General features: G+C 46.0%; 16 protein-coding genes. 11 read left to right on the top strand and 5 right to left on the bottom strand.

Annotated elements, in window-relative coordinates; translation table 11 throughout:
• Positions 1 to 21: 21 nt before the first annotated feature.
• The 3 genes from AABK39_RS19920 to AABK39_RS19910 all read left to right on the top strand — a co-directional run bounded on the left by AABK39_RS19920 (position 22) and on the right by AABK39_RS19910 (position 6,904).
• Positions 22 to 2,340 carry a patatin-like phospholipase family protein gene (locus AABK39_RS19920; protein ID WP_338394710.1) on the top strand — a complete coding sequence of 773 codons (2,319 nt, stop codon included), beginning with the start codon at positions 22 to 24 and terminating at the stop codon, positions 2,338 to 2,340.
• Positions 2,341 to 2,713: 373 nt separating this feature from the next.
• Positions 2,714 to 6,379, top strand: coding sequence for an MBG domain-containing protein (locus AABK39_RS19915; protein WP_338394709.1), 3,666 nt, complete (start codon positions 2,714 to 2,716; stop codon positions 6,377 to 6,379).
• Between the two features lie 102 nt (positions 6,380 to 6,481).
• Positions 6,482 to 6,904 carry a hypothetical protein gene (locus AABK39_RS19910; protein WP_338394708.1) on the top strand — a complete coding sequence of 141 codons (423 nt, stop codon included), beginning with the start codon at positions 6,482 to 6,484 and terminating at the stop codon, positions 6,902 to 6,904.
• 633 nt (positions 6,905 to 7,537) lie between these two features.
• On the opposite strand, the gene argH is transcribed toward AABK39_RS19910, so the two are convergent.
• The 3 genes from argH to argG form a co-directional block, all read right to left on the bottom strand.
• Complete coding sequence (argH, locus tag AABK39_RS19905) at positions 7,538 to 8,872, bottom strand: argininosuccinate lyase (protein WP_338395060.1); 1,335 nt, start codon at positions 8,870 to 8,872, stop codon at positions 7,538 to 7,540.
• Positions 8,873 to 9,043: 171 nt separating this feature from the next.
• Positions 9,044 to 10,126: a M20 family metallo-hydrolase gene (locus tag AABK39_RS19900; protein ID WP_338395059.1), complete on the bottom strand. Its 1,083-nt coding sequence runs from the start codon at positions 10,124 to 10,126 to the stop codon at positions 9,044 to 9,046.
• 74 nt (positions 10,127 to 10,200) lie between these two features.
• Entirely contained in the window at positions 10,201 to 11,418 is a 1,218-nt protein-coding gene (gene argG, locus AABK39_RS19895; RefSeq protein ID WP_338395058.1) for an argininosuccinate synthase, read from the bottom strand.
• A gap of 317 nt (positions 11,419 to 11,735) precedes the next feature.
• On the opposite strand from argG, the gene AABK39_RS19890 reads away from it, so the two are divergent.
• The 4 genes from AABK39_RS19890 to AABK39_RS19875 all read left to right on the top strand — a co-directional run bounded on the left by AABK39_RS19890 (position 11,736) and on the right by AABK39_RS19875 (position 14,158).
• On the top strand, positions 11,736 to 12,221 hold the full coding sequence (locus tag AABK39_RS19890; RefSeq protein WP_338395057.1) for an energy transducer TonB: 486 nt from the start codon (positions 11,736 to 11,738) through the stop codon (positions 12,219 to 12,221).
• Positions 12,222 to 12,305: 84 nt separating this feature from the next.
• Complete coding sequence (locus tag AABK39_RS19885) at positions 12,306 to 12,980, top strand: energy transducer TonB (RefSeq protein ID WP_338395056.1); 675 nt, start codon at positions 12,306 to 12,308, stop codon at positions 12,978 to 12,980.
• Positions 12,981 to 12,985: 5 nt separating this feature from the next.
• A complete protein-coding gene (locus AABK39_RS19880) occupies positions 12,986 to 13,432 on the top strand; it encodes an energy transducer TonB (protein WP_338395055.1) in 447 nt (148 codons plus the stop codon).
• 51 nt (positions 13,433 to 13,483) lie between these two features.
• Positions 13,484 to 14,158, top strand: coding sequence for an energy transducer TonB (locus AABK39_RS19875; protein ID WP_338395054.1), 675 nt, complete (start codon positions 13,484 to 13,486; stop codon positions 14,156 to 14,158).
• Positions 14,159 to 14,177: 19 nt separating this feature from the next.
• Here AABK39_RS19875 and AABK39_RS19870 read toward each other — a convergent pair whose 3' ends face one another.
• A complete protein-coding gene (locus AABK39_RS19870) occupies positions 14,178 to 15,581 on the bottom strand; it encodes a sensor histidine kinase (protein WP_338395053.1) in 1,404 nt (467 codons plus the stop codon).
• A gap of 27 nt (positions 15,582 to 15,608) precedes the next feature.
• On the bottom strand, positions 15,609 to 16,973 hold the full coding sequence (locus AABK39_RS19865; protein ID WP_338395052.1) for a sigma-54-dependent transcriptional regulator: 1,365 nt from the start codon (positions 16,971 to 16,973) through the stop codon (positions 15,609 to 15,611).
• Between the two features lie 405 nt (positions 16,974 to 17,378).
• On the opposite strand from AABK39_RS19865, the gene AABK39_RS19860 reads away from it, so the two are divergent.
• The 4 genes from AABK39_RS19860 (at position 17,379) to AABK39_RS19845 (ending at position 23,467) form a co-directional block, all read left to right on the top strand.
• Entirely contained in the window at positions 17,379 to 18,716 is a 1,338-nt protein-coding gene (locus AABK39_RS19860) for a TolC family protein (RefSeq protein ID WP_338395051.1), read from the top strand.
• Positions 18,717 to 18,760: 44 nt separating this feature from the next.
• Positions 18,761 to 20,011, top strand: a complete 1,251-nt coding sequence (locus tag AABK39_RS19855; RefSeq protein WP_338395050.1) for an efflux RND transporter periplasmic adaptor subunit — start codon at positions 18,761 to 18,763, stop codon at positions 20,009 to 20,011.
• A gap of 109 nt (positions 20,012 to 20,120) precedes the next feature.
• A complete protein-coding gene (locus tag AABK39_RS19850; RefSeq protein ID WP_338395049.1) occupies positions 20,121 to 20,816 on the top strand; it encodes an ABC transporter ATP-binding protein in 696 nt (231 codons plus the stop codon).
• A 242-nt stretch (positions 20,817 to 21,058) separates the two neighbouring features.
• A complete protein-coding gene (locus AABK39_RS19845) occupies positions 21,059 to 23,467 on the top strand; it encodes an ABC transporter permease (protein ID WP_338395048.1) in 2,409 nt (802 codons plus the stop codon).

Here is a 23,467-nt window from a genome sequence, read left to right as displayed (position 1 = left end):
CTGAAAGGGCTAGATGAATCAATGTTCAACAATGGCCTCAGCATGTATCTATACCTTACTTTACGAGTCACTTTAGTTTCACTTGTTCTTTTTTCTGTATCGATTTTTTGCAATGGCCAAACCGGAGTTAATACAGAAGAAGACCATCCGAAAATTGGGCTCTGTTTAAGTGGTGGGGGAGCCAAAGGACTAGCCCATATTGCGTTATTAGAGGCTCTCGATAGTTTGGGAATACCAGTAGATTATATATCAGGGACGAGTATGGGCGCTATTATGGGCGGACTATATTCAATCGGTTATTCGGGGGATTCCATCGAGCGTGTGGCAAGAGGAATAGACTGGGAGGAAATATTGACGAACCAAATCTCATTACGAAATGTGGGAATGGATGAAAAAGGGGACTATGACAAATATATTTTTGAATTGCCTCTTGAAAACGGGAAAGTCAAAATCCCGAGAGGCTTAATAGCGGGTCAGAATCTATCATTAAAATTGTCCGAGGTCTATGCCCCCGCCTATCGATTTCGGTACTATAAAGACTTTCCAAGAGGTTTTGCGTGTGTGGCAACCGATATCTTGACAGGAAAAGAAGCGGTACTTAAGTCGGGAAATTTGGCCAAGAATGTCAGGGCGAGTATGGCCGTCCCTACAGTTTTTACTCCCGTTACAGTCGGCGATAGGTTGTTAGCTGACGGCGGAATGGTTAGGAATCTTCCCGCTTTGAACCTTAAGCCCATGGGCGCCGATATTATTATTTCTTCGGATGTGGCTGGAATGTACAAAACGAAAGAAGACCTTCGAACTTTTGCAGCGATCCTTTATCAGTGTTCCACTTTTAAAAACCGTGACAATTTTCCGGAAGAAGTAAAAGCCTCTAACCTGTACATCAAACATGATTTGAAAGGGTTAAACTCAGCGGACTTTTTTCAGGCCGATTCGATTATTGAATACGGAAGAGAATCCGTGAAGCAATATCTGCCCAAGCTACAGGAACTGGCGGATAGCCTAAGGAAATACCCGTCTACGAAGGTCAATGTGTTGGATCCAGTGGATACGATAAGGGTTGCGGCAATAAAAGTGACAGGGACGAAACAAGTGAACGAAAGCTTTGTGCTCTCCAAACTCAATCTTAAGAAAGGCCGGAAAGTCAGTTTGAAGGACTTACAGGAACGGATTAGGCTCCTATATGGAACTCGATTTTATGAGTTGATAACCTACGAGCTGGAACCTCATAGCCCACCAAACAATGTTCTGATCAGAATAGAATTACATGAAAGATCGTCTTCAAATTTTGGAATTGCTCTACATTATGACAATGATGAAGATATAGGATTAATAGTTCGGTGGACGGCGAACAATGTTCTTGGTCGCCGGACAAAGTTTCGTTTGAAAGCGAATATCTCCGAATACCCTATTGTAAGGACGAATTATGAAGTTTATGCGGGCAGGAAGCAAAACGTAGTCTTGGGAGTTTTTGGCGACTATGAACGTACGGAATTACCCTTGTCGGACGTGCCGACTGCTCCTGATTTCAACAACGATTATATAGGCGTAGGTTTCAGAGCCGCGTATATGAGTGAGTTGAATTTCGGGTTCGGGAGTACCATCACTTATGAGTATTTTTCCACACGAGGTAATATCGCTAATCTTTTGGCCCCGGATATGGAGTTCAAGCTACGAGATAAGATTGATGATTTGAAAGTGGAAGTGTTTATGGAGCAAAACAGTCTCGATAGGCAGAATTTCCCCAGAGTCGGAAAATATGGAAAGGTGACGGGATCCTTTTACAGAATTCTCAATCAAGATCTAAAGGTGAATACCGATAATGAAGAGGTGAGGCAGAAGGTGTCTAACGATCTTGTCGCTGGCGACCAAATCAGACTCGACGCATTCTATAAGGCATATATTCCCCTAACTTACCAGAAGACGACTTTCATTTTCGGTTTCGGAGGCGGACTAAGTTTTTTTGATAATGACCACGGGCTGAATAGCACATTCTTGCTAGGCGGGTTCAATGATTATCGAATAAATCAGATTCCGTTTATTGGAGTTCTTCCCAAAGCGATCCAGACTCAACAATTCGCGATGGCAAATTTGGGCCTTCAATACGAACTGTTCCGGAACGTTTACCTTATACCCGAGCTGTCTGGACTAACTTATGGGTTGGAAATCGAAGACTTATTTAATCAAGACGATCTTGGTAAAGAGACTGCGGGAGTATTGTTGGGATATGGACTAACTGTCGGAGCCCATACTATTGGCGGGCCTCTCAAAATTACTTTTATGGGAACTACCCAGAATAAGTTCAGAGTTTTTCTGAATTTGGGATATACTTTTTGATCGAATTTATCACAAGGATCAAAATTTGAATACCAGGCATCTTATTTTTTCAAATTAGATAGGTAGAATAGTAAATATATTAATTCTTTAAAATTTTAATGATTAAATTTGAAGAGTTGTCAAAATGCCCTCGCAATCGTTTAGAAATGCTTCATTATTTCCTTTAAAGCTTACCTGATAAACATCGGGAACGAGGCGAAAAATGGCTTGGGAGCTAGTCTTTAAAGGCGTATATTGTCTTTTAGGACGCTTTGGTTTTCTATCGATATTATGAGTTTGATTTTATGGTTGTGACATTATATTCTGAGCTCTAGTGAGGAGGGCTTTATTACACATATCGCTTCTGTTTGTCGCGTTTTTTGCGATTTCCAATATGTCGTTTGCGCAGACGCACCTACCCGCATACTTTTCCGCTTTTGAGGATGGAATGTTGGACGGATGGACATCAAGTCCGTTGCAGACTCGCCGTGGAAGTGCGGACCAAGTGGGGCGCCGGTTTATGCTGTTCAAAAATCAGGACGATTTCTTATCCTACAGTTTTGAAGGTTCGGCGGCGTCAATAAGTTTTAAATATAGAAGTTACGGCAAATGGCGTCGAAACCAGTTGTTGGTCTACGAGTCGAAAGACGGAAAAAACTGGCGGACGGTACGCCGGGTAGTGTCTGGTGATAAGAAGTGGAGAGGCTCAGGCGAACTGCCTTTGAGAAAAGAAAGTCGCTTTGTCAAAATCATGTTTGACAAGGACCAGAACCCAGTTGGAATAGACGCTGTACACATTAAAGAGCGCAAGCGAGAGTTACCGGAGGTTTGGCTTGAAGTATCGCCGACGCAACTTAAGGAAAAACAAGAGCCTTCTTTTTTTCTTGCCGTAAAGACTTCTGTTCCCGTTTCGGAGACGTCTTGGGTTTCCCTGACTTATGACGGACTAACGGAAGATGACTTCGGTGCGCATCAATTCCCCAAGCTTGTATATATGCAACGCGGGGAAAGTGATCGTCGATTTGTGCTGAAAATTAAAGACGACGACAAAAAGGAAGGCAACAAGCGATGTACGTTTCGGATTTTTGCCCATTCAGATAATTTAAGAAGAGGAGTCCAGGCTTCCAGAGAAATAACGGTAATTGACGACGATAGCGTTAGCCTTCGTCATATCAGCATCAAAAACCGAATTCAGCCGTTTGGTGCGGTTCGAGCGGGTGAAGTTTCCGACGCCCAATTTTATGTCGTGAGTGCGAGGGGGCTTAATAAGCCTCTTGAGGTAGTAGCGCCAGAACATTTTCAGTTGGGACTTTCCGCCAAAGGCAGATTCTTTTCAAAAGTTTCCCTTCGTCCGGTTGACGGACGTGTTGCCGGCACTCGGATTTATGTACGGTTTACTCCCAAGATTCCTGTCGCAGGCCGAATAGAAGCTCGGATTGAGCACCGCACCGAGAGCGAATCCGAATCTGTGCCGTTGTCTGCCGTGGCGCTAGACGCTCGTGAAGTCATGCTGAAAGAGGATTTTTCCGAAGGTATTTTCCCTAAAGGTTGGGAATCGTATAATGAATCGGGGCAAGGGCATTGGGGTATAAGCGAGCGAAAGAACGGATTTGGGATGGTGATGAAAGGCGCTAATAAATCCGAAAGGGATTGGCTGATTTCGCCGGAAGTCGATCTGGACGCTTACGAATACGAAATGCTTACTTTTTTGACTGGCGATACTTTCGATCCGAACAATCAGGAAGTCTGGTTTTCGAATGACGGGATAACCTCGTTGTCTGGTAAAGTCTGGACTAAACTAAAGACCGACCAAGTGGTCCCGGCCGATAGCGGGATGCTCAAAGTCAGTTTGGATTTGTCAGCGTATAGGGGAAAAGCTCGTCTGGCTTTTGTCGGGTCCGGCAATTCACCTGAGGATTTCATTATAGAGGAAGTATTACTTAAGGGAACCAACAAGCCGAACTTTGGAGGAAAGAAAAATACTGTGCCGCGGCAAATCACCAAATTGGCTTTTGTAGAGCGTGGAGCGAAAGGCCGTCCGATATCTTACCGCTTCAAGACCAATGATACCGGTTTTGTGGAACTAGAAGCAAACGGTCCCTTTGAAGTGTCTGAAGACGGCCGTTCTTGGAACAAGGCATTGCTGGTTCATGTCTCAGAGGCAACCTCTGGAAAAATCAGAGTGAGATTTGCTCCTGAGAAAGATTATTACGATCCGGTAATGGGATCGATTAGGCATACAACGGACAGGGCTGGTTCTGTTTACGTGGCTTTGGAAAGCGAACCGAACCCGTTAAAATGGAATGATACGCACCTTGAAACGGTAACATGGCAATTCGGAGATGTGCTAACCGAAATGGCGGAACCGAAAAAACGTCGCGCTCTTGACCGTATCGCCTCATATCTGGATAAACTTGAGGCTGATGTAATAGCGTTGCAACACGTTCCTGGACAAGAGGCTTTCGATTATTTGGTCGAAAAAATGAACAAGGTCGGTGGCAAGAAAAAATACGGGGGAAAGCTATCCGACAAGTATTCGCTTTATTGGATCGAATCGACAACGTTTAAAAACAGGCGTTCGGGCTTTATCTATAGAAACGGAACAATCAAAAACCCGAAGTTCAAGGCGCTGTTTTCCGAAGTTTTTGATGAAAATCGAGAGCTGGAATCTTATCCGGGCCAAAAAGGGAAGAAGCTGTGGGAGTACGGACAATTACCTTTTATCCTATCCGCTGACGTGAATATTGGCGAGTCCCAATACTCGGCAAGCTTTGTGAACGTGCAGGCCGTTACCGGAGAGAATGATGATAAGAACCGTCTGACGGACTTTAGGATGATGCTTGATACCTTGGAAAGGTATTATCCGTATAACCCGAGAGTGGTGATGGGCAATTTCCAAGAAACGATGATTCCGGGAAAATCGCTTTACGAATCATTGGAGAAACGAAAAGAAGATAAGGTTCTGACCCAAAACCTTTCGGGAACATATCACCTCTTGGCCAAAGGCGATTTGACCAAAGACTTTATGTACGCCACATCGTCAAGGGTTAGTTTGGATTCGCTCGAAGATGTAACGGTTCACCCCGTTGTGGTAGGAACGTTCAGGCCTTCCCGCAGGCGTAAGCAACAACTTCGTTTCCGTTCCAAACGTGAGTTCCAGTATGGCGAAGAACTTTCTCTTAAAGCCACCTCTGACGCAAAACTTCCCGTTCGTTTCAGAGTGTTGAGGGGCAAAGGGGAAATATCCGGCGGAAAGATGAAGGCGTACGGAGCAGGTGACATTGTTCTGCAACTGTTGCAAAAAGGCGATAAGAGACGTCAAGGCTGTTCAAAACTTATAACGCTAAATGTAGACAAAGCACCATTGAAAGTGAGCGCAAAGGATGCGGTAAAGAATTACGGGCACACAAACCCTTCCTTCCGTGTTCGTTACGATGGCTTTGTCAATGACGACGGTCCAGAAGATCTGGACGGACATCTGCATTTTAGGGTTCTGGCCAGAGAATTTATCAGGCCGTCCGGGCTTCAGTCAGAAGATTATGACATATCGTATGCGGACGGGCGCCTGAAAGTGAACGTAGTTCCTCTTACCGTTACGGTGAGGGATACCGTACGGATGAAAGACGATCCGCTACCGGATTTTAAAGTCGATTACGAAGGCTTTGTAAATGGTGACGGCCCCGAAGTTTTGGAAGGAAAACTGGAATTCAAAGTCAAAAGAGGAGAAGTATTCGCTTCTGGACTTACTTCGGCTTATTACGTGATCAATTACGTTCCGGGCGTATTGCATACGGTGCACGCAAATCCTGACGATTTGGCCTCTTTCCTTAGTTTTGAGCCGAATCCGGCTAAGGACGAACTTGTATTTTCCCTTAAGGAATACGGCGAGGTAGATGTAGTCTTCTATAATATCGCCGGTAAAGAGGAAATGAGTGTTACCGTACGGGACGGGGAAGTAATAGACATTAGCGAATTGCCGTCCGGAATGTATCTCTTAATGGTAAAAGTGGATGGTAAAAACGTTGCGGTTAAGAAGTTGAATGTTTACAAAGAGATTTGATTTTTTACGTTTCGGAGAGAATTTGATTGTTTAAGAATATAGAAAAGTATAGAATTCACACAATTGAAAAGGTGTTTTAAGGTAGGATACGTATTTCTTTTTATGGCTATAATGGCTACATATGGTTTTTATAGTCATCAGTATGAAAAAAGTTACTATGATAAGTATATATGCAATTTTAAGCTGAGTCTTACTGGTATTGTCATAGGCAAGAATGGTATTCCAATTGGTAATAAAGCATGGCTTATTATTGATGTGAAAGAATCAAACTACCAAGATTATGATGAAAGAGACTCTATAGAATATGTTTCTGCTATTCTAAAGGGAAAATCTGCGATTGTTCAATGTCAAGTTTCAAGCGATTACAAGTTTGGAGACTCCATAATACTAAAAAGTAGGGCATGTCAACCTCCATTACTTGAAAATTACAGGAATGGACAGTTGGTTAAAAGTACATGGGTTGCACTTTCGTTTAACAATTACCTGAAGCAAAAAACAATACAAGAGTTGATAAGTATAAGATAAATCTATTTCCTTGCGCAGCTTTTTTTGCTATTTGTTGTTTTCGGATACATATCTGGGAACATACACCTACCGCATATTCCTTCACGACCTAGTGTGAAGGAGAAGATTTTTCAGAATGAAAAACTGGGTTGTGAGATACCGCATGTTTGTTCTTGTTCAAAGGAAAAGATAAGATTCAATAAAATCAAAATGCTAAATAGCGGTGGCACAGTTTACTGAATACTCTCCCAAATGCAAAGAAAACGAGAGGCTAGCTATTAATTCACATTACAACAAAGAATTATGGGGTGGTTTAAATTTATTATGAGTTTACTGATTATGTTTTCATATATTATATTTTGCATGTTTTTAAATATAATATTAGATGCATTTAACTACATCAATACATACACTTTTATCCTTTTTTTCATTATTGTTTTTCCTTGTATGAAAGGAGTGTCTAATTTTATAGACAAGATTGTGAATGAACCCTAAAACACATCTTTGTAGTGATCGTACCTAAAGACTCTAAATATACATTGGTCACAAAAGTGAATACAGGCCGAAGAATACCGAAAAACAAAAGACACCCTTATCAGGTGCCTTTATAATAATAGAGAGGAGGATTAATTGAACTTGGTTAAGGCTCAATTCTTAGATTTGAGTTAAAGTCTTTAAAGCTTTATCCGCTTTCGCGAAATCCATTTCTTCGAGGATCTTGCTTTTCTTTTTCAGGATATTCTCAGTGCAAAGGTTACCTACGCTACCCTCGTGTGTGTGGCGAACCTCGGTAGCGGGTTTGAAATTTCCTTCGGCAATGTCTTTTCCGATTTTTTTATACGCTTCGCGGAAAGGCATTCCTCCAAGAACCACCTTGTTAAGCTCTTCCACGCTGAATACGTATTTGTATTTCTCGTCTTCGAGAATGTTTTCGGTAATAACCGCTTTGTCGATCATAAACGTCAGGATATCGAGGCAATCTTTTAGGCGGTCGATACCGGGGAAAAGCGTCTCTTTGAGCAACTGCAAATCACGGTGGTAGCCTGATGGAAGGTTGGAGATAATATAACCCAACTCGACAGGAAGCGCCTGAAGCTGGTTGCACTTGCCACGAATCAGTTCGAAAACATCCGGATTCTTTTTGTGAGGCATAATGCTGGACCCGGTAGTCAACTCGTCGGGGAAGCTGATAAAACCGAAGTTTTGGCTCATATACAAGCACACATCCATGGCCATTTTCGAGAGCGTTTGGCCCATTGTGGCCATCGCCATCGATAGCGCTCTTTCGGACTTTCCACGGCTCATCTGAGCGGCCACAACGTTATATTTCATATCCGAAAAACCGAGCAATTCGGTGGTCATGGTACGGTTGAGCGGGAATGAGGAGCCGTAACCTGCGGCGGATCCCAAAGGATTCTGGTCGGCTACTTTGTAAGCGGCTTCGAACAGATACAGATCGTCGACAAGGCTTTCGGCGTAGGCGCCAAACCAAAGGCCAAACGATGAAGGCATAGCGACCTGAAGGTGCGTATAACCCGGCAGGAGATGGTTTTTGAACTTCTCGCTAAGCGAAGAGAGCTTGTCGATCAGCGCCGAGGCCGATTCCATGATTTCCTGAATCTCGTGGCGCAGATAGAGGTGAATATCAACCAAAACCTGGTCGTTACGCGAACGGCCCGAGTGGATTTTCTTACCGGCTTCTCCAACGCGTTCGGTCAGAACGTATTCCACGTAAGAATGCACGTCTTCGAAGCTTTCGCCGATTTTGAACTCGCCGCTTTCGATTTCCGAAAGGATCTTGCCCATTTCGCTTTTCAACGCTTTGAGGTCTTCGGCGGGAAGAAGGCCTACGCTTTCCAGCATTGTAATATGCGCCAGAGATCCGGCTACGTCAAACCAGGCTATTTTGTGGTCAAGTTTGCGGTCGTTGCCTACGGTGAAAGTCTCAATCCGCTTATCTATATCAAATCCTTTGCTCCAGAGTTTCATTGGGGTCGGGTGTTTTTTTACTTGGTCTTAGGTATTTGGTGTTAAGTATTAGGTAGTTGATTTTTTATAAATAAAAATTCCTTTGCAGAGTCTTAGGAGTAAGATAAATTCTACGGATATGTACCTAATACATAATACCTAAGACCAAAAACTTTCCTAATACTTAATTCCTCACAATTTTAATCCGTCGAGCAGTTCAAGGTATGTCCTGATTCCTTGCTCTATTTCGCTGACTAAAATATACTCGTCGGCGGTGTGTGACCGGGCCGAGTCGCCGGGCCCGATTTTTACTGTCGGGAACGACATTAGCGCTTGGTCAGAAAGCGTCGGCGACCCGAATCTTTCCAATCCCATTGCCTCCGCTTTTAGGACGGCGGGGTGGTCTGCCGGTAGGCCTGACGAGTTGAGCCTGCAAGATCTCGGCTTAATGACGGATCTTGTGTTTTGGTCTATAATCTCTACGATTTCCTCGTTGGTGTAGCGGTCCGTGGTGCGTACGTCAATCACGAAGGAGCAACGGTCAGGCACGACGTTATGCTGTGATCCGGCTTCTATCTGAGTAACGCTTACCTTAACCGGTCCGAGGGTTTCGGACATTTTCGGGAAAGTGTATGTCGCCAGCCATTCGATGTCCGTCATGGCCTTGTAAATGGCGTTTATGCCCTCTTCGCGCGCCGCGTGTCCGGCTACGCCTTCGGCTGTCGCGTCAATGACTATCAGGCCTTTTTCGGCTACCGCCATCTGGCATTTGGTAGGCTCTCCGACTATTCCCAAATCGGGAGTCGGGAGTTCCGGCAGGACCGAGGCTACGCCGTTCGGTCCGGAGATTTCTTCCTCGGCCGTACTGGCGAATATAAGTTTATAGGGTAAAGTGGTTTCGCTTTTTGCCAAAGTGGCGAATACTGTAGCCAAGCTGACCAACGAAGCGCCTGCGTCGTTGGAGCCGAGTCCGTAAAGCTTTTCGCCTTCGTAAGTGGCGGCGAATGGCTCCTTGGTCCAGTCAGTAGCCGGTTTTACCGTATCGTGATGCGAATTGAGAAGGATTACCGGGGCGCCGGGAAGGTGGTTTTCGCTCTCGGCCCACACGTTATTGCCTTTGGTTTTGTATTCGAAGCCTTCGGATTCCAGGAATTCCTTTAGTATCGGCGCCGTTTTGTCTTCCGATCTTGAAAGGGAAGGCGTGGCAAGCAATTTTTCCAAAAGGCCGACAGCCTTGTCCCGAAGGGCTACGATATCTGGGCTAGTGGTTTCCATGACAGAAAGAGTTGAGAAAAGCGCCCCGCTCCATTTTCCAAGAGCATTCGGTAGGAGACAGGGCGCGGTAGGAATCAGGCTTCCGTGACGGTGGGATTCGCCTTTTTCTGTGTAGCCATCCAGATTTTCATCGGATTGGCCAAAATCTTCGTAAAGCCTTTCACGTCTTCTCCGCTCCAGGCGTTGTTCATCTCGCCGTAGTCGCCGAATTCCGAGTTCATGAGGTCAAATTCAGATTTGATACCCACAACTTCGAAGCGGTAAGGCAGGAGTTTCACTTCCACGGTACCCGTTACGGTGGCTTGCGTGCTGGTCAGGAAGTTTTCGATATCGCGCATAAGCGGCTCGAAGAACTGGCCTTCGTGAAGGGCCATTCCGTACCAGTCGGAAAGGGTTTGTTTATGGTGTTGTTGCCATTTCGAGAGCGTGTGCTTCTCAAGCAAATGATGGGCTTTCACAAGAATCAGCGGCGCGGCAGCTTCGAAACCTACACGGCCTTTGATACCGATAATAGTGTCGCCCACGTGAACGTCGCGGCCTACGGCGAATTCCGAGGCGATTTTTTCAAGCTGTTGGATAACGTCCACCGAAGAGGCGAATTTCTCTCCGTTAAGGCCTACAGGCTCACCGTTTTCAAATTCGATGGTGATAGATTCAGGCGTTTCCTTTTTCAATGGCGAAGGATAGGCGTCTTCCGGAAGCGTAAGGTGAGAGGTCAAAGTCTCGGCACCGCCCACGCTGGTTCCCCAGAGGCCTTTATTAATAGAGTATTGGGCTTTTGACCAATCCTGCTCCACGCCTTTTTCCTTAAGGTAGTCGATCTCGGCTTGGCGCGAGAGCTGCATATCTCGGATAGGCGTGATGATTTCCGTGTTTGGCGCCATAATCTGGAATACCAAATCGAAACGCACCTGGTCGTTGCCGGCGCCAGTACTTCCGTGCGCAATGGCGTCGGCCTGTACCGAGTTGGCGTAGTCTACGATGGCTTTGGCCTGGAAAACCCTCTCGGCGCTTACCGAAAGAGGATAAGTGTTGTTTTTGAGGACATTACCGAAAATCAGGTATTTGACGCAGTTGTCGTAGAAGTTCTGGGTTTCATCAAGCGCAACGTGGTGGTTGACGCCCAGTTTGTAGGCTTTTTCCTCAATGGTTTTAAGCTCGGCCTCGTCAAATCCGCCCGTATTTACGATAGCGGAAAGCACTTCGTAACCTTTTTCCTGAAGATGCTTGACGCAGAAAGAAGTGTCTAATCCGCCACTGAAAGCCAAAACTACTTTTTTCGGTGTTGCCATGTCCTCTCTATTATTTGTGTTCTGTGTTGTTTTCGTAATCGATACACGAAAGTATGGCGCTTTTTTCCTTCGATGAAAAAAATGAATGAATTAGTCTTTTAATTAACTTAAAGTTTAATAAAAAACTTTAATGTTAAATAAATACATTCTAAGCATTCTTTCCACTACGGGTTTAGTTTTTATTTATGATTTTTGAAACACACCATTTGCTTTATCCGTTATTAAAACTATATTTATAGTGAAGAAACTAATTGTAAAGGTTGTGAGAGCGGAGAAAGAGGCGGAATTAATAACATGAAAACTTAAAAAAGGAGAGTATGAAAAGCCTGAGATTTTTGTTACCGATACTATTGTTTGTGCCTTTTTTCGCTTGTACAGAAGAGAATGAGCAGATGTCTGTGGATGCGAAAGCCGATCCTGCGGTGGATGTTGAGATTAATCAGAAGGAGACGCCGGAGGAGAAGTTTATCGCACAACCTGACAGCGTTTTTTCAATGGTGCAACATCAGCCAGTATTTGAGGACGGCGGGCTGAAAGGCTTTTACAAAGTGTTAAGCGAAAAACTTGAATATCCTGACGATGGTAGGCGAAACGGCATCGAAGGAAGGGTTTACATTTCGTTTGTGGTGGAAAAGGACGGTAGTATTTCTGATTTGCAAGTAGTGAAATCGATAGGCGAAGAATTCACAAAAGCGACAATTGTCGCTGTTAAGGAAGTGGGGGGAGGTTGGATTCCCGGAACTATAAACGGAAAGAAAGTTAGGACAAGAATGGTTGTTCCGGTCGTTTTTAAATTGAGTTGATGATTGGCCGGAGACGGCAACGTTTCCGGGTTCGTCCCCTGAGGGGATTTTTTTAAAGATTTATAAACTAATAAAATAGTTGTTATGGAAACTAAGAAGAACCCGCAATATGACGTAAACGGCCAACGCCCATTTTTTTTGAGTCTTGGTTTATGCCTAAGCCTTATGTTCTGCATCACGGCATTTAACTGGAAAGATTACGGTGAGAAGGATTTGCCGACCGTAACGCTAGAGGCAAGTATGGAGGATGACGAAATAATTGAGAATACGGTTATAGAAAAGAAACAGAAGCCACCACAGCCTATCCAGCAACCCAAAATAGAGATAGTGTCCGAAGAAGAGGAGCTTCCGGAAATAGAAGTTGACTTCGAAGTTGATTTTGAGGAAGATGACGTGGTTGAGGAAGTTGAATTTGTGGATGAGGGCGATGAGGAAGCCGAAGAAGCTCCATTTGATATAGTTGAGCATCAGGCGGATTTTCCGGGCGGAATAGGCAAGTTCTACAAATTCGTGAAGAAGAATCTGAAATATCCGTCGCAAGCCAGGCGTATGGGTACGGAGGGAAAAGTTTATATCCAGTTTGTGGTGGAGCGTGACGGGAGTCTGACCAATATTAAAGTAATGAAACCTATTGGCGGAGGCTGTGACGAAGAAGCTATTCGGGTTTTGAAATCCTCTCCGCGTTGGAATCCGGGTAAACAGCGTGGCCGTCCAGTTAGGGTTAGAAGAGTTATTCCGATCGTTTTCAAACTAAGCTAGCCGGTTTGGAAAAACGGAAAGGGCTATGGATAGCCGGACTGGTAACGGCACTGGTGGCCTGTTCCTTGGAATTGATCCAAAGGCATGACAGAAGAGTCTATCAGGTCAGCATTGAGAAAGATGAAGAAGCAAGTGAGTACTCCGAAGAGACCTTGGCGAAATACCCGGGTGGATTGAAAGCGTTTTACCGTCACATGGCTACGACAGTCAACATACCGGAAGGGCGAAAGATTCCTGACAAGGTGCTTTTGTTTATGGATATAAGAGCGGACGGTAAGCCAGACCAGCTAAAGGTAGTCAGTACGGAAGACAAGAAGCTTGCGGACGAAATAGTGAGAGCGGCTTTGGCTGGCGGAGATTGGATTCCGGGGGAAATAGGAAGACAAAAAGTCAAGTGTAGGATTGTGCTTTCTATTGTCCTTAATTATAAGAGTATGGCACATGACAAATAAGAATTTCCTGAAAGGATTTTTTTAAGGCTTATCGAACTAAGAAAATAGTATATGGAAGCGAAAAAGAACCCTAAATATGATATTCACGAGAAACGCCCTGTGTTTCTCGGCTTGGGATTGTGTCTGAGTATAACTATGTGTATAACAGCGTTTAACTGGAAGGATTATGGCGATCGAGAGATTGTGGATCCAGTTTTTCAGCCAAGCATTCCCGAGCAAATAGAGATCATCGACAATACTTTCCAAGAGAAAAAACCTCCGGCGCCGATCAAGTTCCCGAAGATAGAGGTGGTTCCGGATGAGCAAGAGATTATAGAGGTACCTATTGAAATTGATCCGACAATTGAAGATCCTGAAGAATCGATCGAAGAGCCAGATTGGATTGAAGAACCAGTGGAACCTTCAGAGAATCTTGTGCATATAGTCGTAGAGAGCTATCCCGAATTCCCGGGGGGAATTAATAAGTTCTACAAATATGTGAGTAATAAACTTAAGTATCCGTCTCAGGCTCGCCGTCAGCATGTTGAGGGCAAGGTGTATATCCAGTTTATAGTAGAGCGTGACGGCAGCCTGACGGATATAAAAGTAGCGAAAGGAATCGGTGGCGGATGCGATGATGAGGCTATTCGCGTATTGAAGTCATCGCCACGTTGGCAACCGGGCAAACAGCGGGGCAGGCCGGTAAGAGTAAGGATGATTATTCCAATCGTGTTCAAACTGAATTAAGCGGGCGGTACGGTCCGGGTTATTTGCTGGTCCCCGCCTCGGCGGGGATTTCTTTGCTTGAAAAAGATTCGGTGTCGGTATGGTTTCTTTTGGCCGGAAAACGCAACGTAAAAGCTGTTCCGTTTTCTGAATTGGAGTTGGCGAAAAGCTGACCGCCGTGAAGGCGCATAATCTGGCGGGAGAGGCTTAGACCTACGCCGGATCCGTTTTCTTTTGTTGAGAAAAACGGAACGAAGATTTCTTCCAGTATATCCGCAGGTATTTCCGGGCCGTTATTTCGGACCTTGATACAAGGCCTTCTTTCGCTGTCGGAAAAGGCCGAAATCTCGATTTTGGCGTCTTTTACTTGCTCCAAGGCCTGCAAAGCGTTGCGGACGATATTGATCAGCGCTTGGGCCACTTGGGTCTCGTCGGCAAAGAGGCGAAGGTTTTCCGGCCGGGAAACCAGCTGGAAAGAAACGTTTTCCGTATTCGGTTCGCCGCTTACCAATATCCGGATTTTTTCCAAAAGCTCTTGAGCGCCAAATTCCACTGATTTCGGTTTTGGCAAACGGGTGATTTTGCGGTAACTGTCCACAAATTCGATCAGGTTGTTGCCCCTTTCCCGTATCACTTCAAGACCTTGGGCCGTGGTATGGGCTGTTTCCGGGCAGGCCTTTTCCTTGTTCAATTCCGCCAAAGTTTCGCTAAGCGAGACAATCGGGGCGATTGAGTTCATTATTTCGTGGGTCAATACGCGGATTAGTTTGATCCATGCGTCCAGTTCGCGTTCGTCCAGTTCGCCTTTGATATCTTGTATGGCAATTAGGCGCAAATTTTTACCGGGCGACCTAAACTCGGACGACCTGAGCGCCAATTGCCGTGTATTGTCCCCGTCACGGAGGCGGATTAAGGCGTTCTCGCCGGGAGAGAGCGTGGTAAAACATTCGAAAAGTTTAGGGTCGCGGCGGGACAGCTGGCGGATATGTGTAAGCGGATCTGTGCCGGTTAACTGTCGGGCGGCTGAATTGGCCAAGTGTACGAAACCTTGCCCGTCAAAAGTCACGATTCCCGTGCTGGCGTGTTCCACCACAGTACTGAAGTAGCGTTCCTGTTCGCGGGTTTCCTTGCGGGCGTCGCTGATCATGCGGTTGACCCTGTTTAATTCCCGGTTAAGGTCTTTGACCGATTTTCCCCCAAGTTTTTCCGAAAACCTGAGTGTGGAATCCTCATTCTGGACGGCTTGGAAAAAATATGCCAGTTTGCGGTTCGTCGTATTCATAAACCTGACCAGCATAACTCCGGTAAGTAAGGCGATCAATCCGTAGATAATCGCCAAACTGACGTCCGGAGAACGAACAATATGCCAGGCCATTCCGAAAATTGTGCCCGAAAGCAATGCCACTCTTACGATAATCTGAATGTATAATTGTCGGCTAAACATGTTCGTTTTTTTTGATTTAAAATTCTCTTACCACCCGAATTTCTTCAGCTTATTGTAAAGCGTTTGTCGAGTAATGCCTAACTGTTTCGCCGCTGCGCTCAGGTTTCCGTTGTGTTTGTCCAATGATATCGAGATCATCTTTCTCTCCATATCCTCAATCGTTTCCGGAAAATCGTCAAGGATAGAAGGGGAGATTTCCTTCAGCAGAAAGTCTTTCGATTCCAAAACGTTGCTTTCCGCCAAAATAAGGGCTTTTTCGATAGTGTGCTGAAGTTCCCGGACATTTCCGGGCCAAGAATACTCTTTCAACGCATTCATTCCCTCAGGGCTTACGCTTATGTTTTTCTTGCCGTATTTTTCCCCGAACTGTTTGACAAAAAAGTTTGTCAGGTCTGGAATATCCTCTTGCCGGTCCCGCAGTGTGGGCAAATGGATATGGATGGTATTGATCCGGTAAAGCAAATCCTCGCGAAAGCTTTTGTCCACTACGGCTTTCTCCAAATCGGTGTTTGTGGCGCAGATTAGACGAATATCCACACTGCGCGGACGGACTTCGCCCACTCGTACGACTTCGCGGCGTTGCAATGCGGTGAGAAGCTTGGCTTGGTTTCGTTCCGGCAAGTTGCCGATTTCGTCAAGGAAAAGGGAGCCTTTGTCCGCAGCTTCGAACTTGCCCATCCGGTCGGATTTGGCGTCGGTGAAGGCGCCTTTGCTGTGGCCGAACAGTTCGCCTTCGAAAAGCGTCTCCGGAATGGAGCCCATATCTACGGTAATCATGGCCTCGTCGGATCGGGCTGATTTTCGGTGTATCTCTTTGGCAATCACTTCTTTGCCCGTTCCGTTTTCTCCCGTGATCAGTACGTTTGCGTCTGTATTGGCCACTTTATCAACCAGTTCCAACACTTTGGCCATGGCTTTCGAACGCCCGATTAGCGAAGGTCCGTTGCCGGAAATCTCTCTTTTTAGGGTTTTCTCCTTTTTCCTGAGCGATTCGATTTCTTTGCGCGAATGCCCCAGCTTGAGCGAGGATTCCACCGTTGCCAGAAGCTTTTCATTGTTCCAAGGCTTCAGCACAAAGTCGGCGGCGCCTTCCTTGAGGGCTTTTACCGCCAATTCTACATCGCCGTATGCGGTGATCATCACTACGGGTACTTGTGGGTCAAACTGGCGGATTTGCCGTAGCCAATATAGCCCTTCGTTTCCGGAGACTTGTCCCGCCGAAAAGTTCATATCCAGCAAGACCAGATCGGGCTCCAAAGACTGAAGAGCGCGCGGAATACGGTGCGGAGTACTGAGGCAGGTTACTTTGCCGAAACGTTCTTGGAGCAAGAGCTCGAGAGCTCCCAAAGCCCCTTTATTGTCATCTACGATTAGTATGTTGTTGTCTTTCATGCGACAAAAAATAAGGTTATAAAAAAGTGAGGCCGAACGGCGAGCTAAGTTCTTGATTTGAAAAAACTTGGCTCATTTGGGCCAAAACATAACACAGGGCAGTAGTTGTGCGATTTTCGGTTATTTACAAAGTAATAACCGATAAAGTTATATTTATGAGCTTATTTTGGATTATTAAAATTAAAACTTTCTTTAAAGTTCTTACATAGTGTATGTGTTGCAATTATAGTGTTACGAATTGCGTGGCGCAATGACCTGTAAAATATTTTTACACGGATTAGCAATTTTTTTTACACTACGGATTTTCGCCTTTCCCGTTGTTGTAAGGTAACATGTTGATATCTAGTAGTCTGTGATTTTTGGCACGCGCATTGGCTCTAACCGGGTGTTACCAAACGTTTATTTATGAAACTGAGATACGGAATTTTTTGCGCGGTGTTTCTTTTCCCTTTTGCGCTTTCGGCCCAAAAGGGTACCCGAGCACCGATGAGTCTGGAGGATTGCGTGGCGTTGGCGATGCAAAAAGACGTGCGGGCCATCAACGCAAAATTGAATACGGAGATGGGGCGTTTGGACTATCGCCAATCCAAGTTGAATTTGTTACCAAGTGTCAATCCTAGTATAGGAGCGGGCTATAGTTTCGGTAAAACAATTAACCCGACGACAAATGAATTTGAAACAAAACGATACGGTTCCGGAAGTGTAGGGGCTTCGGCTTCGGTGCCTGTATTTAACGGCTTCCGGAAGTTCAGGTCGATATCGTTGAGCAGGCTTACGTATCGTAGGGGAAAGCTTTCCGAGAGACAAACCCGCTATTCGGTGGCCGAGCAGGTAACCCGTCTTTTTTTCGATGTGCTCTATCAGGAGGAGTATCTTAGCCTTTCACAGTGGCGGATGGAGCAGTCGGAACTGAACAGGAAGACAGTTGAGAAAAAAGTGAAGTTGGGCTTGATGGCCGAATCGGAAATGTCGGAGGCTTTGGCGCAGTGGGAAGAGGCTAACTTGACCGTTTTTCGTGCGGAACAAAGCTTGGAAGAGAAAAGGCGGTCGCTGAACCGTATTTTGGATATGGAGCCGGAAGAGAAACTTAACCTGAAAAAACCGGAAGACGATCCGGCCCAGGCTTCGATTCCTGATCCCGAAGCACTTTTTGATACATATGGCAATACTTTGGCCGATGCCCGGATCTCAACGCTAGACTTGGAAACGGCAAAGAAAGAGCTAACGGCGTCTTGGATGAGTCTTTTGCCAAACCTTAGTTTTTCGGCCAGCTACAGTTCCAACTTTTCCGATAAAAGGCTAAACGAAAATGGCAATACGATGGGGATACTCACGCAGATGGACCATAACGCTGGCCAGTCGATACGTTTGAGCATGGGGGTTCCTTTGTTCTCCGCTGGTAGCAGGTACACCTCGTTGCGTAAAAACCGATTGAGAGTAATTCGGGCGGAAAATACGCTTAAAGACACTGACCGATCCGAGCGTGAAGCTTTGGCCAAATATTGCAGAACCATAAAGCGTAGTGTGGCCGAATTTGAACTGAATAGAAGAAGGGTGATGGTGGCGGAATTAGCCTTTAAGACCGCCTCGAAGAAATACGAACGTGGACTGGCCGACCTTTATGAGCTTCAGGCTACTCGCAACCGGCTAGCGCAAGCCCGGCTGGATTTGGTCCGCAACAGGTTCGACTATTGGCAAGGCACCCGGACGCTGGATTATTATCTGTACGGGGTGTTGGAATAGTTTGGGCGGGATGATTCGATGACTTTTTTACAGCGGAAAATACTATGGACAAGAAGATAGACAATACGAAAAAGAAAAGGATCAGGCTGGCTTTGGCCTTGGCCGGAGGGTTGGCGTTTGTAGGCCTGCTGGTGTTGGCGTTTTTCGGAAATTCGGAAAAAGCTTACCGTGTAGAAACTGCCAAGCTTGTTTTGGCCGAGGTAAAGGCTGGCCAATTCAACGATTATATCCGTGTGGATGGCCAAGTGGAACCGATCAGCACCATTTTTCTGGATGCCGAGGAAGGGGGAAAGGTTCGTGAGATATTGGTGGAAGAGGGCGCACAAGTTGATTCGGGGCAAGTGTTGCTTCGTTTGGAAAACAGGACACTTTACGAGACGATTCTGAACAGCGAATCTCAACTGGCACAGAAGGAAAATATTATGCGTCAGACACTGATCAACTTCGAAAAGGACAGGATTAATTCCCGGGAGCAACTGCTTACCCAAGAGTTCTCTTTAAGAAAGAGAAAGAGGAATTTCGAACAGCAAAAATTACTGTTTGAGGAGAAATTGATTCCTAGGGAAAACTATATAGTGGCAAAGGAAGACTTGGAACAGGCTGTCCGCCTTATGGATATCCGGAAAGAAAAAGTCAGGCAAGATTCCTTAATGCGAATTTCAGAGATGAGCAAGCTACGTTCCGATTTGGAAAAAATGCGCATAACCGTGGATATGGTTCGTGCGCGAAAAGATAATCTCAACCTCAAAGCACCCGTCGCGGGCCAACTCGGTTTATTGGATGCCCAACTTGGGCAGTCAATAGGCCGGGGAAGCCGCGTGGGTCAAGTCAACGTGTTGACCGATTTTAAGGTGCGTTTCCAGATAGACGAGTATTATCTGGACCGCGTGCGCACCGGCTTGGAGGCCACTTTGGAGAAAGGCGGAAAGACATATACTTTGCGTGTCAGGAAGGTGTTTCCGGAAGTGCGCAACGGATCTTTCCGGGTGGAGATGGTCTTCAAAGGCGAACGGCCAAAGAATATCCGGACAGGCCAAAGCTACAATGTGGCCTTGCGCTTGGGAAGCCCGAAAGACGCGCTGATGCTGGCCAAAGGCGGATTTTTCCACGCCACGGGCGGGCGCTGGGTGTTTGTGGTATCGCAGGACGGAACGCGCGCCACCAAGAGAGAAATCCGAGTAGGAAGACAAAACCCGAAGCATTACGAAATACTCGAAGGCCTAGACGCCGGTGAACAGGTAGTGGTATCAGGTTATGATAGTTTTGGAGAAAACGAAGTGTTATATTTAGAATAAAACAGTACAGAGTAAAGAGTACAAAGTAAAAAGACTTAGCGACAGCGTTACTTTTGTTCCATACTAATACTCTTTACGCTTTACCCTTTACTTTTTACCAATAAAGATTATGATCAAGACAGAAAACCTCAGTAAAATATTTCGCACCGAAGAAGTGGAGACAAGCGCGCTCTACAAGGTGAATTTCGAGGTAAAAGAAAGCGAGTTTGTCGCCATTATGGGACCGTCGGGATGCGGTAAATCCACCTTGCTGAATATTTTGGGATTGCTTGACAGCCCTACCGACGGCCATTACTCTTTTGACGGAGTCGATGTTTCCAAGATGAAAGAAAACGAGCGCACCGCCCAGCGAAAAGGGAATATAGGCTTTGTGTTCCAGAGTTTTAACCTGATAGATGAGCTGAACGTATTTGAGAATGTAGAATTACCGTTAGTCTATCTCAAGATCAAGAAGTCGGAGCGTAAGCGCTTGGTAAACGAGGCTTTGGAGCGCATGAACATCGGCCACAGGGCCAAGCATTTTCCGCAACAGCTCAGTGGCGGACAGCAACAGCGTGTGGCCATAGCCCGGGCAGTGGTGGCCAAGCCAAAGCTTATCTTCGCCGATGAACCGACAGGTAATCTCGATTCGAAAAACGGCGCCGAGGTGATGGGCCTGCTCACCGAACTCAACCGCGAAGGCACCACCATAGTAATGGTAACCCACTCGCAACGCGACGCGGGCTACGCCCACCGCGTAGTAAACCTCTTCGACGGACAGATAGTGGCCGAAAACACCAACGCCCCCGTAGGCACGGTTTTTTAGAAACGGGCGATGTTCCGGGGCCCTGTCTTTTTGGAAAGTATCCTTTGTCACATCCGCCCGTGTCGCGGTCTAAGCGGTAGGCTTGAGGCGGGCCTAGCACTAGGACGGAGTCATTCCTAGCGTTAGGACGATACTAGTCCTAGTACAAGAGTAAACCTCTGTAATATTCGTGATAGCGAGACCACCTGACCAAACAATAGGATTCAGTACCCAAGACCAAATACCCAATACTTAAGACCAATATGCTTTTTTACTATCTCAAAATATCGGTTCGCCGGCTTATGCGCGACAAGGTCTACGCTACGGTAAATATTTTCGGTTTGGCAGTGGCGCTGACAGCTTGCCTGTTGTTGTACAATCAGGTTTATTCCGAACTGTCCAGACACCTATGGCATATGGACAAAGAGGATGTGGCGCAAGTATTAGTGTATCGCGACGGCGTGGATGGGTTTGGTCCCGAAAGCGGTAGGGTATTTTTTGGTTTTGGAAAAGCGCTGAAGGAAGAGGTTCCGGAGATAGAATCAATTGTGCGGGTATATGAGAAGTATTATACCAAGGGAAATGAGCCAAGGTTCGCAAAAGGTGAAGAGCGGATACCCGAAAGCCGTTTGATCTTGTCAGAATCCAGTCTTTTCGATGTCTTTGGTTACAATATAGTGGCGGGTTCGGCTTCGGGTTTGGACAGTGTAAAGCGTAGTGTCATCATCTCGGAGTCGAAAGCCAAATTGTATTTCGGAAGCGAAAACCCTGTGGGTAAAACGATAGAGATGTATTCGCGTCCCAAGAAAGGACGGAAGTATACGGTAGTGGGCGTTATGGAAGATATGCCTAAAGCTTCCTCACTGCAAGTAGATTTTGTGCTGAGTATTTTGGACTCCGAAAAAGCGTTGTCGTGGGAAATAGAGTATCCAGAATTGTTCCTGAAATTGAGTACAGGGAATATGGGTATGGATATCAACCAAAAGGCAAAGGCCATAATAGCGAGCCACCTTAAGCATGATTATCAGCGGACAAACGAGGAGAGCCGCAGTTATAAACTCCATGATTTTGGAGAAGCTTATCTTCGGGGAGATAATTATGGAGTGAGGACCAGGGAATCAGGTTCGGCGCGTTACGTTTTTATGCTGATAGGGCTCACATTGGTGATTTTGAGCTTAGCGTTGCTGAACTTCATGATTTCGGTGTTGGCCCGAAGCGCCAAAGATATGGCTTCGGATAAACTACGCAATGCGCTTGGCGAACGTTCCCGTCAGGCCGTTTACCTGTTGGTTATCGAAGTTCTGTCCATAATGTTTCTGGCCTGTGCCCTTGCGGTGCTGATAAGCCCGTTTGTCTATCAGTGGGTAGGTCCGCTTTTAGACGCGTCGGCGACGGAGGCGCTTCGTTTTCCTCCATTCGCTCTCCCGTCATTTTTTGCGCTGGTGTTTGTGGTTTCCATCTTGACAGCTCTGGCGGTCACGTTTTTCAAAAAGGGGCTGGGTTCCGTTCGCCTCGGTCAGGGAAAAGCAACCCGGAATATGATGCGTTCCCAAAAAGTCCTGTTGGTGTTTCAGCTGGGACTAATGAGTGTGATTATGATAATGGCTTTGGTGTTTGTAAAACAAATGCGCTTCGTTAGGGAAAAACCTTTGGGTTTTGACTCTGGCAATACGGTTATCTTTCCGTGGAAACATATTTCCATGGCCCCAAGAAAAGGTCCTGAGATTAATCGGCGACTTAGGGAAAGCCCTTTGATTGAGGGAGTGACAAGGACCCTTTATCTTCCCCTTTTGGACTCATATGGGTTGTCGGATTTTGTTTTGGATAAAGAAACCATGAAGGCGACACCCCAGTTCGGCGATTCCAGTTTCATACATGTGTATGACATTAGCCTGAAGAGCGGACGGAACATTAACAGGCCGTCCGCAAAACATGAGGTGCTGGTAAACGAACAGTTTGTCAGGGAAGCCGGGCTGGAATACCCTATTGGGACGGAAATAGTTAGTGGTTATTGGCATATGAAAGGCAAGACCCTGACAATTGTAGGAGTGCTGGCGGATTTTCATTACAAAGCGCTTTACCGCCCCATAAAGCCGATGGTTGTTTTCAACGCTCCTTCGCCTCCAATGATCTTAGGGGCCAGGGTACGCCTGAACTCCAAGAATCCGGAAGAGGGGAAAGCATTTCTTTCCGATTTGTTCTCCGAGTTTTACCCTGATAACCGTTTTGAGAAACGTATTTATACAGAAGAGGATGACTACAACAATTCGTATGGAAAGGATATCCGTTTCGCCAGATTGGTTTATGTATTGACTATGGTAGCGATATTCATAGTCATGCTGGGGCTGTTCGGTTTTATCTTTTTCATGACTCAGGCGCGCGTCAAGGAAATAGGCGTTCGCAAAGCCAACGGCGCCACGGTTTTCGAGATAGTCAGGCTTTTGAATGGGGATTTGTTAAGATACGTTGGCGTCGGGCTGATACTGGCTGTGCCTATCGCTTATTATGTTATGGGCCGGTGGCTGGAAAACTTCGCTTATAGAGCCGTAATGAGTTGGTGGGTTTTTGCGGGAGCGGGAGCGCTAGTTTGCCTTGTCGCACTTTTGACCGTCAGTTGGCAAAGCTGGCGTGCAGCGAGGCGGGAGCCGGTAGAGGCGTTACGATATGAATGA

Source organism: Fulvitalea axinellae, from assembly GCF_036492835.1.
In the GTDB taxonomy this organism is placed as follows: Bacteria; Bacteroidota; Bacteroidia; order Cytophagales; family Cyclobacteriaceae; genus Fulvitalea; species Fulvitalea axinellae.
This window is presented reverse-complemented; position numbering and strand designations above follow the sequence as displayed.

Bases quoted from the DNA above. Each gene is read 5' to 3' on its own strand.
- AABK39_RS19920 (WP_338394710.1), top strand. From the start codon at position 22: ATGTTCAACAATGGCCTCAGCATGTATCTATACCTTACTTTACGAGTC.
- AABK39_RS19915 (WP_338394709.1), top strand. From the start codon at position 2,714: ATGTCGTTTGCGCAGACGCACCTACCCGCATACTTTTCCGCTTTTGAG.
- AABK39_RS19910 (WP_338394708.1), top strand. From the start codon at position 6,482: ATGGCTATAATGGCTACATATGGTTTTTATAGTCATCAGTATGAAAAA.
- argH (WP_338395060.1), bottom strand. From the start codon at position 8,872: ATGAAACTCTGGAGCAAAGGATTTGATATAGATAAGCGGATTGAGACT.
- AABK39_RS19900 (WP_338395059.1), bottom strand. From the start codon at position 10,126: ATGGAAACCACTAGCCCAGATATCGTAGCCCTTCGGGACAAGGCTGTC.
- argG (WP_338395058.1), bottom strand. From the start codon at position 11,418: ATGGCAACACCGAAAAAAGTAGTTTTGGCTTTCAGTGGCGGATTAGAC.
- AABK39_RS19890 (WP_338395057.1), top strand. From the start codon at position 11,736: ATGAAAAGCCTGAGATTTTTGTTACCGATACTATTGTTTGTGCCTTTT.
- AABK39_RS19885 (WP_338395056.1), top strand. From the start codon at position 12,306: ATGGAAACTAAGAAGAACCCGCAATATGACGTAAACGGCCAACGCCCA.
- AABK39_RS19875 (WP_338395054.1), top strand. From the start codon at position 13,484: ATGGAAGCGAAAAAGAACCCTAAATATGATATTCACGAGAAACGCCCT.
- AABK39_RS19870 (WP_338395053.1), bottom strand. From the start codon at position 15,581: ATGTTTAGCCGACAATTATACATTCAGATTATCGTAAGAGTGGCATTG.
- AABK39_RS19865 (WP_338395052.1), bottom strand. From the start codon at position 16,973: ATGAAAGACAACAACATACTAATCGTAGATGACAATAAAGGGGCTTTG.
- AABK39_RS19860 (WP_338395051.1), top strand. From the start codon at position 17,379: ATGAAACTGAGATACGGAATTTTTTGCGCGGTGTTTCTTTTCCCTTTT.
- AABK39_RS19855 (WP_338395050.1), top strand. From the start codon at position 18,761: ATGGACAAGAAGATAGACAATACGAAAAAGAAAAGGATCAGGCTGGCT.
- AABK39_RS19850 (WP_338395049.1), top strand. From the start codon at position 20,121: ATGATCAAGACAGAAAACCTCAGTAAAATATTTCGCACCGAAGAAGTG.
- AABK39_RS19845 (WP_338395048.1), top strand. From the start codon at position 21,059: ATGCTTTTTTACTATCTCAAAATATCGGTTCGCCGGCTTATGCGCGAC.